Source organism: Pseudomonas sp. SB113, assembly GCF_040754745.1.
In the GTDB taxonomy this organism is placed as follows: domain Bacteria; phylum Pseudomonadota; class Gammaproteobacteria; order Pseudomonadales; family Pseudomonadaceae; genus Aquipseudomonas; species Aquipseudomonas grimontii.
The window spans coordinates 26410-41264 of the sequence record NZ_JBFMHW010000040.1 but is presented as its reverse complement, the minus strand read 5'-3'; the positions used below and the strand labels follow the sequence as shown (position 1 = coordinate 41264).

Below are 14855 nucleotides of genomic sequence, written 5' to 3'. Positions count from 1 at the left end.
GCGTTGGGCTGCGAAGCGGCCCCAAAACACAAGCACCGTATTTCTGTCTGAAGGAGCGCGGTGGCACTACCGGGGCCGCTTCGCGCCCCAACGCGGGGCAAGCCCGCTCGCCACAACAAGCCCGTTTGCCACAGAAAGCCCGCTCGCCACAGGGTTTTGTCAGGCTTAGAATGCTCGTCTATTTACTGATCAGGGCCATTTGTCATGCTTCCTGAATGCCAGTTGTTCGGCACCCTGGGTTGCCATCTTTGTGAAATTGCCGAAGCCGAAATCATGCCGCTCGTCGAGCGCGGGTTGCTGGTCGAGTTGGTTGATATCACCGACCCCGAAGACCTGACCGACGCCTACGGCCTAAGGATTCCGGTGCTTCGAAGGGTAGATACCGGAGCTGAACTGGATTGGCCTTTCGACACTGATCAGGTTGTCGCCTTCCTTCGCTGACGTTTAGGCGATGGCGAGTTTCCGAATATTACGTTACTGTATGTTTGTACAGCGATTGAATAGAGGGAACGCCCGTGGTGAATGTTGAACAACTGAAAAGCAGCGTCAATCGCATGTCTGCCGATGTCGTGCGCGACGCGGTGAACGAGCTGCGCCTCGACGGCCTGGTCACGGAAGGCAAGACGCCGTTTAACAAAGTGCATTTCAATACCTGCTTTGCGGAGATCGAGGCGTTGTTCCAGCGCGCCGGGTATCACAAGCAGCTTGATGTGGTGGGCTATCAGGGCCTGTTGTACGCGCTTTACGATCCCGGCCGCTGGGAAGCGGTGGACGTGCTGCGCTGGCTCAAGGAGTTCACCGAGGCGGCGAGTGCTTCGCCGATCCTGCGCGCGGAATTGGTTAAGGCCTGAGATCCACCCTAGGCTCAATCCCGCTTCATGCGGGATAATGCCCGCCTGTTTTTCCAGGCTTCGAGCACTTCATGTCTACATCCGCTTTTTCTGCGTCCCAGCACCAAGCCAGCACCCTGTACCTGCCACCTGGCCCGTGGGCGACGGTGCTGGAGTGCCTGTGCGAGCACTTTGCGGCGATCAGTCGTGAACACTGGCTGGACCGCATCGCCCGGGGGCGGGTGCTGGATGTCAACGGCAGCCCGATCAGCCTGGACCTGGCCTACAAGGAAGGCCTGTGCATCTATTACTTCCGTGAAGTACCCAACGAAAAAGTGATCCCGGTGCAGGAAACTATCCTGTACGCCGACGAGCACTTGGTCGTGGCGGACAAACCGCACTTCCTGCCCGTGACCCCGGCCGGCGAGTACGTCGAGCAAACCCTGCTGCGCCGCCTGATCCGCCGCCTGGACAACCCTGCGCTGGTGCCGCTGCACCGTATCGACCGGCACACCGCCGGGCTGGTGTTGTTCTCGGCAAACCCCGCCAGCCGCTCGGCCTATCAGCAGCTGTTTCCCACGCGCCAGATCGATAAACTCTACGAAGCCATCGCCCCGGCCTTACCTGGGCTGACGTTCCCGTTAGTGCACAAAAGTCGCCTGGTGGATGGCGAACCTTTCTTCCGCATGCAGGAAGGCCCCGGCGCCAGCAACACCGAAACAGCCGTGGACGTGCGGGAAAAGAACGGCGACTTATGGCGTTACGGCCTGTTTCCCGTGACCGGCAAGAAGCACCAGTTGCGTGTGCATATGACCGCGCTGGGGGCGAGTATCTGCAACGATCCGTTCTACCCGGACGTGATCAAGGATGCCGTGGACGATTACGCCAATCCCCTCAAGCTGCTGGCCCAGGGCGTGCGGTTTATCGACCCCGTCACCGGTGAAGAACGCAGCTTCCGCAGCCGGATCACCCTCGACTGGTGACCCCCGGAAACGACAAGGCCCGCGCGAGGCGGGCCTTGTGTGCAAGCGCTAAGACTTACAGGTCTTTAACGGTGCGAACCTGATCTTTGTTGATGCGGGTACGCTTGCCGTCAAGCTGTTCGAATTCGTAGAAACCCGAATCTTCGTTGTATTTCGGGGTGTCGACGGCCTGGATTTCGCGACCGTCATTCAGGGTGATCACTGTCGGCGAGGCGCAACCGGCGAGGGTAGCGAGGCCCAGTGCAAGCATGAGAGCGGCGATGGTCCGGTGAGTCATGGGTGTTGTCTCCGAGAGAATACTTTTTGATTGCTGACCTTGTGACGTGTGAGACGTCGCCAAAGTTCCTTAAGCGAAGCTTCATTCTGACACGTCAAACCTTGGGCGCAACAGCTCTGGTGTATTCAGGTTGGCCAGGCGCGGGTCATCGGTTGGGCATTCCAGGCCCACGCCGCCCAATTGCAGGAGGATCTTTCGGGGGCTGCGTTCACCGGCATGCCAGGCTTGTTCTACCTCGGTTTGCAGGCCGATGGGGATGATGCAGATCAAGGGTTCCCAGAATTCACCGTGGCGCACCATCACCGGCAACAATGGATTGCGTTGTGCGGTTTCACGCAGGTCGGCGAGCAGACGGGCATCGATATGGGGCACATCACACGGCAGGATCAGCAGGTGCTCATGGCGCGCGGCGGCCAGGCCCGCGCGGATACCGGCCAGCGGGCCGGGGAAGTCTGGGCTGTCGTCGCTCACCAACTGGTCGGCATAGGGCGCGTACTGCGCCTGGTTGCGGTTGCACGAGATGATCAGGTCATCGGTCAGTGGCCGCACCAGGCGCTGCAAGTGTGCGATCAAGGGCAGGCCGTGCCAGTCCAGCAGGCCTTTATCCTGGCCGCCCATGCGCTGGCCGCGGCCACCGGCCAACAGCAGGATCGAACAGGGCAGGGGTATTGAATCGGGTGGCATGTGGGTTCCGCGCAGGCAGCTGAACAGGGGCCTGTGATATAACATCGGGCTGTTCCTTCGACAACCGGACCGTGCCATGAAAGCCAAGGCCGATGCGCCCTTCGTACCCCTGAATATCGCTGTATTGACCGTCAGCGACACCCGCACCCTGGACACCGACACCTCGGGCCAGGTCTTCGTCGACCGCCTCACTGCCGCCGGCCACAACCTGGCCGAGCGTGTGCTGCTCAAGGACGACCTCTACAAGATCCGCGCCCAGGTCGCCCACTGGATCGCCGAAGACGTGGTGCAGGTTGTGTTGATCACCGGCGGCACCGGCTTCACCGGCCGCGACAGCACCCCCGAAGCCGTCAGCTGCCTGCTCGACAAACAGGTCGATGGCTTTGGCGAACTGTTCCGCCAGATCTCCGTGGCCGACATCGGCACCTCCACCGTGCAATCCCGCGCCCTGGCCGGCCTGGCCAACGGCACCCTGGTGTGCTGCCTGCCGGGCTCCACCAATGCGGTGCGCACCGGTTGGGATGGGATCCTCGCCGAACAACTGGATAACCGTCATCGCCCGTGCAATTTCGTGCCGCACCTGAAGCTCGCCGAACCCTGTGAATCCCGTGGGTAAGCCCGGCAAGACCGGCGCCCTGATGCCGGTAGAACAAGCCCTGCAGCAGCTGCTGGCGATGGCCGACGCCGCGCCCATCCGCGAGCAGCAACGGCTGCCCCTGGCCGAGTGCGATGGTCTGGTGTTGGCGCAGGACCTGGTCTCCACCCTCGACCTGCCGCCCTGGCCCAACAGCGCCATGGACGGTTACGCCATATGCCTGGCGGATTGGACCGGTGAACCGTTGCCCGTCAGCCAGCGTATCTTTGCCGGCCAGGCGCCGCAGCCGCTGGCCGCCGGCACTTGCGCACGCATCTTCACCGGGGCGCCGGTACCGGAAGGCGCGGACTGCGTGGAAATGCAGGAAAACGCCGTCGTCCACGCCGATGAGCGCGTGAGCTTTACCGCGCCGTTGCGCCCAGACCAGAACATTCGCCCCCAGGGCCAGGAAACCACCGTCGGCGAGTTAGTGCTCGCGGCCGGTACGCGCCTGGGCCCGATCGAGCTCGGCCTGGCGGCATCCCTGGGCCGTGACCGCCTGGACGTGATCCGCCGCCCGCGTGTCGCCGTGTTGTCCACTGGCGATGAACTGATCGAACCCGGTTTGCCGCTCGGTCCGGGCCAGATCTACAACAGCAACCGCCGCGTGTTGTGCAGTTGGCTGAAGCGCATGGGTTGCGAAGTCATAGACGCTGGCATCCTGCCGGATGACCTGGAACAGACCCGTTCCAGACTGGCAGGCTTGAGCGCGGTGGATCTGATTTTGTCCACGGGCGGTGTGTCGGTGGGCGAGGCGGACTTCCTCGGTATCGCCCTGCGCGAAGAGGGTGAACTGGCGTTATGGAAGCTGGCGATCAAGCCGGGCAAACCCCTGACCTTTGGCCATTTCCGTGGCGTGCCGGTGATCGGCCTGCCGGGCAACCCGGCCTCGACCCTGGTGACCTTTGCGCTGTTGGCCCGCCCGTACTTGCTGCGCCGCCAAGGGGTGGCAGACGTGGAGCCGTTGCGTTTCGACGTGCCGGTGGGGTTCACCTGGCCCAAACCGGGCAATCGTCGCGAGTATCTGCGCGGGCGCATCGAGCAGGGCAAGGCGATCATCTACCGCAACCAGAGCTCCGGCGTGCTGCGCAGCGCGGCGTGGGCGGAGGGGTTTGTGGAGGTGTTGGAAGGCACGACGCTGGACATCGGTGATCGAGTCAATTTCATCCCGCTAAGCGAAGTCTTGAATTGACCCCAATCCAAATGTGGGAGGGGGCTTGCCCCCGATGGCGGAGTATCAGTTACCTAACTTGTGTAGCTCAAACCACCGCTTATCGGGGGCAAGCCGCCTCCCACATTTGAACCTGAATATGCCTGTGGCTATTCAGTAGTCGTCGCCACGCTCGGTCACATCCCGCTCCACCGGCCCCGCATCCGGGTCATAGCCCACCGGGAACTTGCCTTTCAAGGTCCAGGCAAACGCGATGATTTCGGCAATCGTGCGGTACAACTCCTCCGGAATACTGTCGCCCAACTCCATGCGCGCCAGCAGTTTCACCAGCTCGGCATTTTCATAGATCGGTACTTCATTTTCCCGCGCCAACTTGAGGATCGCTTCAGCCAGGGCATCGTCGCCCTTGGCGGTCAGGGTCGGCGCTTGCTGGCCGTCGTACTTGAGGGCAATCGCCTGGCGCGGCGGGTTGGCGTTGTTCATGCGATTTCATCCACCCAGCGTTGCTCCAGTCCGGTTTTCGGCCCGCGAGGTGGCGTGCCCAAGTGGCAATCGAGGTCGCCGACGTTGATGCCCGAGTTCACCAGGCGCTCGCGCAAATTGCCCAAATGGCTTTCGATCAAACTCGCGGTAAACGGCCGCGCCGCCCACAGCTGGCTGGACAGCTTGCCCTGATTCAACTGCGCCTGGACCTGCAACGGTCCCAGAGGCTCCATGTCGAAGGCCAGCTCCACGCGCCAGAGCATCTGTTTGGGTTCCTTGGTGTCTTTGCGTTCGGGCTGGTCCTTGTCCGGCGCCGGCTCTTCGCGCTGGAACTTGACCTGCAACGGCACGATGTCCTGCAGGGTGCGCATGGGGATTTCCAGCTGCCAGGTAGTCTGCAGGCGGCCATCGGCGGTGGTGCCGGTCTGTTCCAGGCTCGACAGTTGATGGCTCTGCAGGCGCGAGATCGCCCCAGCGGCCAGGCGCAACAGGTTTTCGAGGTCGCCTTCGCCCTCCAGTTTCGCCATGAGCCGCTCCGGCAGCGGGAAGCTGACCGGCGTCTGCCGCGCACCAACCTGACCGAGAGTGCCCAACGGGCTGCGCACGAAGTTGGGCATTACCTGGGCCAAGGTATTGGCGGCAAGGATGGCATTCAGGTTGGTGTTGGCGGGCAAGGCAGGCAGTAGGTCGGCGACCAGCCGCAGAAGGGCGCCTTTCATATCCAGTGGCGGCACTTGCGGGTTTTGCCCGGCAAGTAACTTGGCTTCAAGGAACGCCCCACTGTTCTGGATTACCTGGGCCAACACCTTGGGATTACTCACCTGTGCCAGGTCGGGCAAGGCGGCCAGCAAGCGGTCGGCAGCGGCACGCAGGTCTGCGGACGTGCTGTCGCTGCGCGGCAGATTTTGCAACGCGGTGAAGACCGCATCCAGCGAGCCCTGACGACTTTGCTGGGTCGACAGCTGCTGGGTGACGGCCAATTGATCCTTGAGGCCGCTCAACGGCACGAAGTTCAAGGTTTGCGCGTTCTGCACCACGGCGCTGAGCAAGCTGCCCACGCGCAATGGTTGTGGGCTTTCCACCATCAGGGTCGTACTGGCCAAGGCGCTGTTGAGCACAGTCACCAATGAACGGTAGATCGCCGGCTGCGCAGCGCCTTGGGGCAGGGCCTGGGTGGTCAGCACCTTGGCTTGCAGCAGGGTGCCTTCCGGGATTTTGGACGTGTCGATACGAGTGAGGGCCGCAACGTTTGCGCTCAACGCTTGTTGCAGGCTCAGGGTCAGGTTTCCGGCCGGTGTCTGGCTGACCGCCACATTGCTGCCCAGCGGCAAGGGTTGGGCGCTGCTGGCCTGCACCAGGGTCTGACGGCCACCTTCCAGGGTCAGCTTGAGCAACAACTGAAAGGCTTCACCGCCCTGCTTGAGGGCAATGACTTCCGCATTCGCGGTTTTTCCTGCGCCGATCAAGCCGATCTGCGGCTCCAGCAGTTTCAGCAATTCTCCAGCCGCAGGCTGCGGGGCAGGGCCGGCCGCCGGGGTGGGAGGAAGCGTAGGAAGGTTGATCTCGCCGGTCATCGTGCGCGTCGTCTCTGGGGAAATAGCCCTCTTTAGCGTAGGGCATCGCATGTATAATGCCGCCCGTCTGCAAAGAGAGCGCTAAAAACCTCACAACTATTTGATCCAGCTCTCTAAAATCGATCGCCAAAGCCGTTATTGTGCTTCTTTCTATAACGGCCGCTGCACCGCCGACTTGAACCGTAAAGGCCCAAAACTAGTGTGGACTGGTCCTGCGCTGTATTGAGGTCATGGTGCCCGCTGAGCAAAATCTCAATTTTTCAGTGTCTGATTTCATGTCGTAAACCTCATGCGGCAATCGTTAGATTACACCCATCAGTTCTCCCCGATGTTTGCTCATCCCTTCCCCAAAGTTTTTAGATTATAACGAGACAGTCATGTGTCCGCACGATAGTGATCTTTCGCTCATATTTGTGGCTTATCTCCCGCCCCAAAAACGGCTGACTTGAATTTCGATTTTATCTGAGATTAGGTTTGAGATAAGGACTACATCTCAGCGGGAATTTACCTACATCAATCACCATTGACGATTCATCTGAAGTAGCTAATATCTGTCATGTAACTTTAAGTATTTAGCTGGATGCAACGTTCTCGGAACAGAATGTCTACTTTCGGGGGGCAGTCTTTGTCTTCCTTAGTTTGTGGCTCGGCTATATTTCGATACTAATAATAAAGGAATGTGCTTTATGTATCTTATAAAGGTTAAAGAAATTGCTGCGAATATTTTGTTTCTCGAGTCATTGGACGATATTGAGAGTGATGTTCCATTCGGCGATATAGGGTTTTCCTCTATAGATTTTATTGATTTCTGCTATGAGATTAAATCTCAAATAAGCTCTGACATTGAGCCGCATGATATATGGCCGTTTGCTCGACTTCTAGTAGATCCGGTTTTATTGCGATGGTCGGTGGACTGAAGGAGGAAGAAGCGCTGTTAATGAAATCCTAGGTGTGAGTAGTGGAGTAGAAATTGATCCAAAGTCACTAGATAAATATTGGACACCCGATTTTTGCGCGCGGCGGATCGAGAGTTTTTTAAATGTCTAATTTATATATAACTGGGTATGGTATAACTCAAGCAGCGTTAAAAAACGACTCTCTTGCTCATGATTTATCTGAGTGTGCCAGTGAGTCGTCATCAGTTAAACTAGATGAGGCTATGTTGTTTCCAGAGATTGCGGCACTAATGGCTCGAGAGGATCGAGCAATGCTGACTTCGCAATCTATCCATTGTCTGAATGTAGGCTTCTCTGCAATGAAGATGGCCGAGGGGGATGTGAAGTTTACTCCTGCTGAAAAGGAGGCAATGTGCGTTTACTCTACTTTCGAAACTATAAGAGATTTTCATGACGTTGTATGGGCGTTCAAAACATCCAATGTACAGTACACTGAAAAGCAGTTACTCCTAAGTCATTTGGGATGTATGTCAAGTATCGTGCATCCTTTACGGTTGTTTCGGAAACTGCCAACAAACAGCCTATATCATTTATCGAAGATTTTTGAACTTCGCGGCGGTGGTTATCCGTTACGTAAGATGTCGCTAGGCGGGCTGTCTTTACTTGAGGAGGCATTCTATAACCTGTCATGCAGCGATTCCCGTGGTGCTTTAATTTGCGCCTACGGAGACATGTCGAAGCCGGATAATGCTGAAGTTTTTCGCAAAATGGGCTTGCTTGACCCCCTAGACTCTAGCCGTTCGAGTGTCCGTGGGGCCGAAGGTGCCGTATCGTTGGTCGTAGAAACCGCGGAAAGAGTTTTCCTGAAAGAGATCAGGCCGCTCGCGCAAGTCTTACTGGCATTCAGTCGCTACTCCACAAGCATGTTTTCCACAGCACAAGACTGGATTGAGGCTTATAAGCATTTAGACGATTGGGTTCGTGAAAGCAATCCAGTAGTTGTTTTATATGACAACGGGGCTCCAGGTATTGGAGACGCTGAAGTGCGGGCACTAGAGAGTTGTTTTGAAAGTTTTGAAGTGCGCCGATACAAACCGTTGTCAAAATACGCAGTAGCTACAAGCGGTTTGGTTGATCTGGTGTGCGCACTGGCTGACTCATCAATCGAGCCCAGCAGGGTTATTATTATCCACGGAGAAGGAGCCGGGGTAGGTCTTAGCCTTATAGTTTTACGTAAATTGGAAGCGCCGTTACCCCAATCAGCAGGAGCGCTGACATGAGCAATCAAAAAGTCGTCATCAGTGGGTTTGGATGCTGTACTCCTTTGGGCGATAACTACACGGCTATTGAAGAGGCACTTCGCGAAGGTCATTCAGGTATAAGAAAAATAAATAAATACTGCACCGATACATTTAAAAGTCATTTTGCTGGTATCCCTGCAATAGGCAATTTTCTAATGGCGAGTGAACGGCAGCGGTTCAGCCATGAAGAGTTTTATACCGCTACCGCCATGGAGAATCTGCTTGCTTCAGTTAATTTTGAGCCCGCTGTCATCGGGGAGCACCGCATTGGCTGCTTTCTAGGAGTTGATGAACCAGTGGTGGATATTCAACAAACAGTTAATTTGGCATATGATTTAACCAAGATTAATGGACGGTTTTCAAATCTTGACACCGCCTTGGAAAAGCACTTTCGAGTACAAGACTTTATTCGTTACGATCCCACCAATGCGCTGCGGACTATCCACTCGTTCATTGCGTTTAAAGGTCCTGCCTCGGTAAATCTCGGATTATGCTCTGCATCGTTGCAAGCTATCGGTACTGGTTTACAAGCCATCAGACAAGGCCGTGTCGATGTTGCAATCGTCGGTGGTATCTCCGCAAAAATTACGCCCGAACATTATATAGGTTTAGAGTCAGTTGACATCATCGCCACAGATGATCGACTGGATCCAACAGCTCTTTCACGGCCGTTTGAGATGAGGCGCTCCGGATATGTGCCAGCTGAAGGTGCAGTTCTGTTTTTACTTGAATCCTTAGAGTCTTGTTTGCAAGGTGGGCGAGAGCCGCTATTGGAGTTGGTGGGTTATGGTACCAGTACCAATGCGAGTCATATTGTTAAGCCTGCTTTAGATTCTAGAGAAATGAAACTATCAATGACGCGAGCATTGGCGAACGCGGGGCTTTGTGCACGTAATATAAGCATGGTAAATGCCCATGGAACGTCGACTATATTAAATGATGTACATGAATCTGCTGCTATATGCGCAGTACTAGGTGAGCAGGTGCCGGTGACCGCCAATAAGTCTTTACATGGCCACATGATTGCGGCCGCTGGGGCCATGGAGACACTTAATACTTTGATAAGTCTACGTTCGGGTTTCATCCCCGGTACGATCAATCTTGAGTCTAAAGATAGAAGTTGTCGAGCTAATATACTGCCTTTTACCGCATCGCACAAAATGGATTATTGCATGAAAAACTCTTTTGGTATGGGTGGTCTCGCAGCTTCGATGATTTTCAAAAGAATTTAAGAGTATATCTAGTAATGAATATAAAAAATAAAACGTCATTCGATATGAAGAAGTTCAATGAGATGGTAGGTGTATACGCCGATCAGTCTTATCCGATGGAGATGCCTGAGGTAACGAGTTATGAAGATTTTGCACTAAAATATCCGCCTGTTGACAAGCAGGGGCTTATGGCGGTTAGCGATAAACTCATATTAGCTGATAAGCTAAAAAACTGTTATGTCATCTCTACATCCGGCACTACATCACGACCTTTAGTACTAGCGAGTCGTATTTTTCGAGATATTACGGAAAATAGCTATCCCTATCAGATTCGCGGTTTTATGGCCGAACACGTATTCTGTGAAAACGATACAGTAGTGAACCTTCTCACTGCAGGGTGCTTGGGTTATAACTACGAGGGTATGTGTCGGTTGCTTGAGCCGATCGGCTCTACGGTGTTGCCTGTAGGGCGCCCGGATATCATGAACAACATGCCATATTTATTGGAAACTATGGCCCGTTTCAATACCAACGTACTGGTCGGTTCTCCAACTGGTATTATTCAAATTGCCCAAGCTGCGGAAAATTTGAATATTGATTTATTGATTACGAAAATCGTATTTGTCGGTGAAGCCTTTCACCCCAGCAAACGAGACTTTATTCAAAGATTATGGCCCCGTGCTGAGTTCTATAGTCTTTATGGTGCGACTGAATTTGGGTTTGCAGCAGTAAATACTCCATCCATGACGGCACACCACCATTTGGTTATTTCAAGTTGGTTTTTTATTGAGTAGGCTAGTTGCGGTGAACTGCTGGTTACCGATTTCAAGTCTCCAGTAGTACCTATTATTCGTTACCGTATTGGGGATATTGGCGAAATTGTCCAAGCAGACGGTGATAAGTTTTACTTGAAAGTTGGTTCGAGAACAGCTGAAGAGTTTAGCTTGGGTGGCCACCGGATCAGTTTGGAATTGGTAGAGCGCGCGTTGATTGCTTCTGGGGTGTCAACAGAAATTTACCAAGTAAAACTATCGATTGTCGAGGGCGGAAAAGATTGTTTAACTGTTATTTTAGATATAGAAGACTCTAAAATTAGCACAGTATTAACTATGCATTTAGAAAAATGCCTGTTGAGTATTTCGAGGTTGAGGGAGGCTGTAAATCGTGGGGTCTCGGTGATTGGGTGGCGAGGGCGTGAACAATTTATATATAGCCCTCGAGGTAAACTTAATCGTTTATTAGATATTCGTAATAAAGTGCCCGGAGTGCAAGGGCTTTAAGTCGATAAGATCTATGGTTTAGACAATAGGAGGCATAATGCTTGATATATTGCGTGGTACGCCATTATGGGTGTATGCGGTTTTTTTTGTGGTAACTTATTATGGTCTTATAGCTTGCTTCAAAAACTACCAGTCAAAGAAGTCTCTTCAAATAACGCCGGTAGTATTTGTAGTTTTTTCTTTGGTCTCTATAGCACCCTCTCACGGTGTTGTTGTTCAATTATTGGTTTACGCGTTGGGTTTGTTTGTTGGGTCGTTTCTAGCCTTACGGTTTTATTCGTATAGCAATATTGAGCGAGAAGGAGGACGCTTGATCATCGCAGGTTCGATAAAGGTGCTTACTGTTTATTGGTGCTTTTTTGCATGGCGATATTATATCGGATATCAAGCAGCTATGTATCCCGAACTAGCCAATGAAATTTCTGTCAAGTTTTTATCTTCTTTGGGGGGCGGACTCATCAATGGCTTGATTGTCGGTCGGTGCCTGAGGTTGTTAAGTCTATTTAAGGCTGATAGCGATGACACGGTAGTCCCGAAATGAAGGAGATACATTCCTTGGCCGGATCGGAGCTTTCAACCTCAAAATCATACTTGGAACTGTGCCCTCCGGTGTATGAGGCCGCCGGATGCTGGACTAGTCATATTAGTGAATATTGTTTCGATGGTTATACTGGTTTTTATAGCCCTGTGGTATTGCTCACGGAACTACTCAGTCAGTTTGCGGTTCGTTGCGCTCGTAACTCTACCACGTGGAGCGTTTTGCATATCCATCATGTTCCCGCATTGATTACAGGCTTGCGTGTGCTCAATCCAATGGATATTTCTGACTTAGTAGGTCAGGTCAGTATTGACAATAACGTAGCTCGAGTCGTAGTGGTTGGAAAGATGCGCTCAGGCACTAAAGATTGCTGTTTGGCGACGATTACAGTGCTGGAATTAAGGACTTCAACATTATGATTAGACTTTTAATTCCTTGGCTGGCGTTCCCCTATGTCATTGATTGGCTAGATGGCGATTTTGCAAAATCCGCTTTATTAACGGCTGCATTAATAGCAGTTATGTGTTTTAAAAACCTTACGCGGGGCTTTGTGGTAGAGAGTACCGTGGTGGCCGCTTTGGTGGGTATGGTAGTTTTGTCCCGATATTACCCACAATACTCAGGCGTCGAAACCACCAAGATTTTTTTATACGGTTTATTGAGCGTTGCGGGGTGGGCAGGAGTGCTGTTAGGGCGCCCGTTTACATTGCAGTATAGTCGTTCCGAAGTTGCGGATGGATATCATCGATCAGACAGGTTTCTTAAAATAAATAATACTATATCGAAAATATGGTGTGTGTCATTTTCGATAAATTTGGTTTTCACGATTTTAAGTATAAGTTTTGAGTTTTATTGGCCTGTTTTTTTACTTGGCTCTTATTTTAGTATTTTGATAGCTTCCGTGGTGACGGAGGTTTTTCCTGAGGCTTATTTAAATAAATGCGAGGCCACTCATGAGTGAGTTTGAGATTTTTCGAGTGGATCATTTTATGGTGAGTGACAGTCGATTTGAGGTTTTTTTTACGATCAATACTAACGCTGTGATTTTTACTGATCACTTTCCAAATTTTCCAATTGTACCAGGGGCTTGTATTGTGGGGTTCGTCATTGCATGTATTGAAGAAATGGACAAACCCATGCTCGGTTTATTTTCACTTCAACGTGTCGCTTTTCTCGAGCCGATTACTCCAGGCCTTGAACTGCATCTTGTTATCGATAAAAAAATTGGGAGTGGAGGATACGAAGTTGATAGGTACAATTTTAAAATTTGCCAAGCAGCAATAAATTTTTGTCGTGGAGCTATAAACTTTGGAGTCGATAGCCAGTGAGCAAAATTGCGCTAGTAACGGGCGGAACTAGAGGTATCGGTAGATGTATTGCGGAGAAATTTGTCGAGGCCGGTTATAGAGTGTTTGTCACCTTTCTCCGTGATGAACAAGCCGCTGCCACGCTTATGGCGCGATATTCCACACTAATTGCTTTACAGGTAGATGGGCGAGCAACGGATCAAATACATGCATTGCGGGAACGGATCTGTGCTGATGGGATACCATCGGTTCTTGTCAATAACGCAGGAATCACTGGGGATGCTATTTTTTTAAACGGTAATGTTAATGTTTTTCATGAGGTTATGGCTACGAATTTTGTAAGTACTTTGAACTATTGCGATACGTTTGCTCCCCTGATGGCGAGTGCTCGCTTCGGTAATATAGTCAATATTAGTTCTATAGCTGCTACTAAGATAAAACTAGGAAACACGGCGTATGGGTGCGCCAAGGCGGCAATCGAACGACTTACGCTTGGACTCGCCTTGGAACTGGCCCGCTTTGACGTAAATGTAAATGGAGTATCCCCCGGGTTCGTGGATACAGAAATGTATAAATTATTCGCAAAGGGAGTAGAGCGGGAGATCTTAAGGTCCATTCCGGCTAGAAGAATAATGCAGCCGGACGAGGTTGCTAATATGGTTTTTTTGTTAGCTTCACGTCAGTTCTCTACGACTGGAACTATTCTAAAGGTTGGGAATGGTGAAAATATAGGATAGAACCAGGCGACGTAGGTATTTTGTTTGCGTTCTATACGTTTAGCTGATTGTTAGCTGGCTTTTTCGGAGTTTGCAGGTGGGTGCCAGAATGGATTCAATACGAGTGACGGATGAGGGCGACCCAATAAGGCCCTTATGGCTTGTTCATTATTTCGAAATGATAAAATTAGTGATGCCGAAAGGTCATAACTCAAAAATATTGGCGGACATACACATTGCGCATGTCAATGCTATTGCGTACGACATGTTGGACGTCTTCCTCGGGGTCACACCCGCATTTGCTATGGATGACATACGTAGGAAACTATTTTCTGGGCGGCGCGGGGGGGGCTGTAGTCAATTGAATGGCTTGCTAGCTGCTGTTTTGGAGTCTCTTGGATTCCATGTGCGGCGAGTACTCTCCTCTGTCGTTCGTGAGGACAATACATCGAGATTTTTTACGCACATGGTGTTGTTGGTAAGTGCCGATAATGAGGAGTGGGTGTGTGACGCGGGGTTCGGTTATCGAGGATTTTTGTATCCTTTGCGCCTTCAGCATAATGCGTATGCTATACAAGGAATTCATGAGTACCGTGTGCAAAAGAAACAGGGTATGACTTGGTGCATTCAATACAAACACAGTGCCCTATGGGCCGATATGTATGTATTTAAGGAGAAATTTTATGAGCAAGAAGAGTTTGTGGTAGCGCAATTTTTCAACAGCTACTTCCCGTTGTCTCCATTTAAGGCGAATCTGATTTGTGCAAAGCCATCTCTCGAAGGCGGTAGCTATTTGCTCAATAAGGTTTTGGTGTCAATTAAGGGCGGCGTACGTGCTCAACTAGTTATAGGCTCTGTTGAAGAGCTTGTTGGTGTGTTGAGTGAGCATTTTTTAATTAAAGTTGATTCGGCAGACTTCGTTTCTCTGCCGGTGGGTATATTTGATGTTGTGAAGTGAATAGGGAGCGTA

Annotated in this window: 19 protein-coding genes; 15 read left to right on the top strand and 4 right to left on the bottom strand. The window is 52.1% G+C overall.

Annotation, left to right across the window (positions count from 1 at the left end):
• Positions 1–204 precede the first annotated feature (204 nt).
• The 3 genes from AB1462_RS30285 (at position 205) to AB1462_RS30275 (ending at position 1813) form a co-directional block, all read left to right on the top strand.
• Complete coding sequence (locus AB1462_RS30285; protein WP_259193526.1) at positions 205–441, top strand: glutaredoxin family protein; 237 nt, start codon at positions 205–207, stop codon at positions 439–441.
• 74 nt (positions 442–515) lie between these two features.
• Positions 516–851: a transcriptional regulator gene (locus AB1462_RS30280; RefSeq protein ID WP_090407222.1), complete on the top strand. Its 336-nt coding sequence runs from the start codon at positions 516–518 to the stop codon at positions 849–851.
• A 71-nt stretch (positions 852–922) separates the two neighbouring features.
• A complete protein-coding gene (locus tag AB1462_RS30275; protein ID WP_367248815.1) occupies positions 923–1813 on the top strand; it encodes a pseudouridine synthase in 891 nt (296 codons plus the stop codon).
• Between the two features lie 55 nt (positions 1814–1868).
• On the opposite strand, the gene AB1462_RS30270 is transcribed toward AB1462_RS30275, so the two are convergent.
• Positions 1869–2090 carry a YgdI/YgdR family lipoprotein gene (locus AB1462_RS30270; protein ID WP_090407216.1) on the bottom strand — a complete coding sequence of 74 codons (222 nt, stop codon included), beginning with the start codon at positions 2088–2090 and terminating at the stop codon, positions 1869–1871.
• An 81-nt stretch (positions 2091–2171) separates the two neighbouring features.
• Positions 2172–2774, bottom strand: a complete 603-nt coding sequence (mobA, locus tag AB1462_RS30265; protein WP_259193525.1) for a molybdenum cofactor guanylyltransferase MobA — start codon at positions 2772–2774, stop codon at positions 2172–2174.
• Positions 2775–2850: 76 nt separating this feature from the next.
• Between mobA and moaB the strand changes: the two genes are divergently transcribed.
• Complete coding sequence (moaB, locus tag AB1462_RS30260) at positions 2851–3390, top strand: molybdenum cofactor biosynthesis protein B (protein ID WP_131699497.1); 540 nt, start codon at positions 2851–2853, stop codon at positions 3388–3390.
• On the top strand, positions 3374–4600 hold the full coding sequence (gene glp / locus AB1462_RS30255; RefSeq protein ID WP_367248813.1) for a gephyrin-like molybdotransferase Glp: 1227 nt from the start codon (positions 3374–3376) through the stop codon (positions 4598–4600). Before moaB ends, glp begins: the two co-directional genes overlap by 17 nt.
• Before the next feature lie 132 nt (positions 4601–4732).
• On the opposite strand, the gene AB1462_RS30250 is transcribed toward glp, so the two are convergent.
• Positions 4733–5062: an EscU/YscU/HrcU family type III secretion system export apparatus switch protein gene (locus AB1462_RS30250; protein WP_065939955.1), complete on the bottom strand. Its 330-nt coding sequence runs from the start codon at positions 5060–5062 to the stop codon at positions 4733–4735.
• Entirely contained in the window at positions 5059–6636 is a 1578-nt protein-coding gene (locus AB1462_RS30245; RefSeq protein WP_259193522.1) for a flagellar hook-length control protein FliK, read from the bottom strand. Before AB1462_RS30245 ends, AB1462_RS30250 begins: the two co-directional genes overlap by 4 nt.
• 677 nt (positions 6637–7313) lie before the next feature.
• Between AB1462_RS30245 and AB1462_RS30240 the strand changes: the two genes are divergently transcribed.
• From AB1462_RS30240 to AB1462_RS30195, 10 genes are all read left to right on the top strand, one after another.
• Positions 7314–7553: a phosphopantetheine-binding protein gene (locus tag AB1462_RS30240; protein WP_367248810.1), complete on the top strand. Its 240-nt coding sequence runs from the start codon at positions 7314–7316 to the stop codon at positions 7551–7553.
• 122 nt (positions 7554–7675) lie between these two features.
• A complete protein-coding gene (locus tag AB1462_RS30235; RefSeq protein WP_259193520.1) occupies positions 7676–8812 on the top strand; it encodes a hypothetical protein in 1137 nt (378 codons plus the stop codon).
• On the top strand, positions 8809–10065 hold the full coding sequence (locus tag AB1462_RS30230; protein WP_367248809.1) for a beta-ketoacyl-[acyl-carrier-protein] synthase family protein: 1257 nt from the start codon (positions 8809–8811) through the stop codon (positions 10063–10065). The genes AB1462_RS30235 and AB1462_RS30230 overlap by 4 nt, the downstream gene beginning before the upstream one ends.
• Before the next feature lie 44 nt (positions 10066–10109).
• Positions 10110–10838 (top strand): AMP-binding protein, encoded by a 729-nt coding sequence (locus tag AB1462_RS30225; RefSeq protein ID WP_367248807.1) that lies wholly within the window; start codon positions 10110–10112, stop codon positions 10836–10838.
• Between the two features lie 114 nt (positions 10839–10952).
• Positions 10953–11324, top strand: coding sequence for a hypothetical protein (locus AB1462_RS30220; protein ID WP_367248805.1), 372 nt, complete (start codon positions 10953–10955; stop codon positions 11322–11324).
• Between the two features lie 37 nt (positions 11325–11361).
• Positions 11362–11865 (top strand): hypothetical protein, encoded by a 504-nt coding sequence (locus AB1462_RS30215; protein WP_259193517.1) that lies wholly within the window; start codon positions 11362–11364, stop codon positions 11863–11865.
• A 412-nt stretch (positions 11866–12277) separates the two neighbouring features.
• Positions 12278–12823: a hypothetical protein gene (locus AB1462_RS30210; protein WP_259193516.1), complete on the top strand. Its 546-nt coding sequence runs from the start codon at positions 12278–12280 to the stop codon at positions 12821–12823.
• A complete protein-coding gene (locus AB1462_RS30205) occupies positions 12816–13190 on the top strand; it encodes a hypothetical protein (protein WP_259193515.1) in 375 nt (124 codons plus the stop codon). Before AB1462_RS30210 ends, AB1462_RS30205 begins: the two co-directional genes overlap by 8 nt.
• On the top strand, positions 13187–13906 hold the full coding sequence (locus AB1462_RS30200) for an SDR family NAD(P)-dependent oxidoreductase (protein ID WP_259193514.1): 720 nt from the start codon (positions 13187–13189) through the stop codon (positions 13904–13906). The genes AB1462_RS30205 and AB1462_RS30200 overlap by 4 nt, the downstream gene beginning before the upstream one ends.
• Positions 13907–13994: 88 nt before the next feature.
• Positions 13995–14843: an arylamine N-acetyltransferase gene (locus AB1462_RS30195; protein ID WP_259193513.1), complete on the top strand. Its 849-nt coding sequence runs from the start codon at positions 13995–13997 to the stop codon at positions 14841–14843.
• The last annotated feature ends 12 nt before the right edge of the window (positions 14844–14855 follow it).

What these genes read in the sequence shown, in the direction of transcription:
- AB1462_RS30285 (WP_259193526.1), top strand. Translation starts at nt 205, where the DNA reads ATGCTTCCTGAATGCCAGTTGTTCGGCACCCTGGGTTGCCATCTTTGT.
- AB1462_RS30275 (WP_367248815.1), top strand. Translation starts at nt 923, where the DNA reads ATGTCTACATCCGCTTTTTCTGCGTCCCAGCACCAAGCCAGCACCCTG.
- AB1462_RS30270 (WP_090407216.1), bottom strand. Translation starts at nt 2,090, where the DNA reads ATGACTCACCGGACCATCGCCGCTCTCATGCTTGCACTGGGCCTCGCT.
- mobA (WP_259193525.1), bottom strand. Translation starts at nt 2,774, where the DNA reads ATGCCACCCGATTCAATACCCCTGCCCTGTTCGATCCTGCTGTTGGCC.
- moaB (WP_131699497.1), top strand. Translation starts at nt 2,851, where the DNA reads ATGAAAGCCAAGGCCGATGCGCCCTTCGTACCCCTGAATATCGCTGTA.
- AB1462_RS30250 (WP_065939955.1), bottom strand. Translation starts at nt 5,062, where the DNA reads ATGAACAACGCCAACCCGCCGCGCCAGGCGATTGCCCTCAAGTACGAC.
- AB1462_RS30245 (WP_259193522.1), bottom strand. Translation starts at nt 6,636, where the DNA reads ATGACCGGCGAGATCAACCTTCCTACGCTTCCTCCCACCCCGGCGGCC.
- AB1462_RS30240 (WP_367248810.1), top strand. Translation starts at nt 7,314, where the DNA reads ATGTGCTTTATGTATCTTATAAAGGTTAAAGAAATTGCTGCGAATATT.
- AB1462_RS30235 (WP_259193520.1), top strand. Translation starts at nt 7,676, where the DNA reads ATGTCTAATTTATATATAACTGGGTATGGTATAACTCAAGCAGCGTTA.
- AB1462_RS30230 (WP_367248809.1), top strand. Translation starts at nt 8,809, where the DNA reads ATGAGCAATCAAAAAGTCGTCATCAGTGGGTTTGGATGCTGTACTCCT.
- AB1462_RS30225 (WP_367248807.1), top strand. Translation starts at nt 10,110, where the DNA reads ATGAAGAAGTTCAATGAGATGGTAGGTGTATACGCCGATCAGTCTTAT.
- AB1462_RS30215 (WP_259193517.1), top strand. Translation starts at nt 11,362, where the DNA reads ATGCTTGATATATTGCGTGGTACGCCATTATGGGTGTATGCGGTTTTT.
- AB1462_RS30210 (WP_259193516.1), top strand. Translation starts at nt 12,278, where the DNA reads ATGATTAGACTTTTAATTCCTTGGCTGGCGTTCCCCTATGTCATTGAT.
- AB1462_RS30205 (WP_259193515.1), top strand. Translation starts at nt 12,816, where the DNA reads ATGAGTGAGTTTGAGATTTTTCGAGTGGATCATTTTATGGTGAGTGAC.
- AB1462_RS30195 (WP_259193513.1), top strand. Translation starts at nt 13,995, where the DNA reads ATGGATTCAATACGAGTGACGGATGAGGGCGACCCAATAAGGCCCTTA.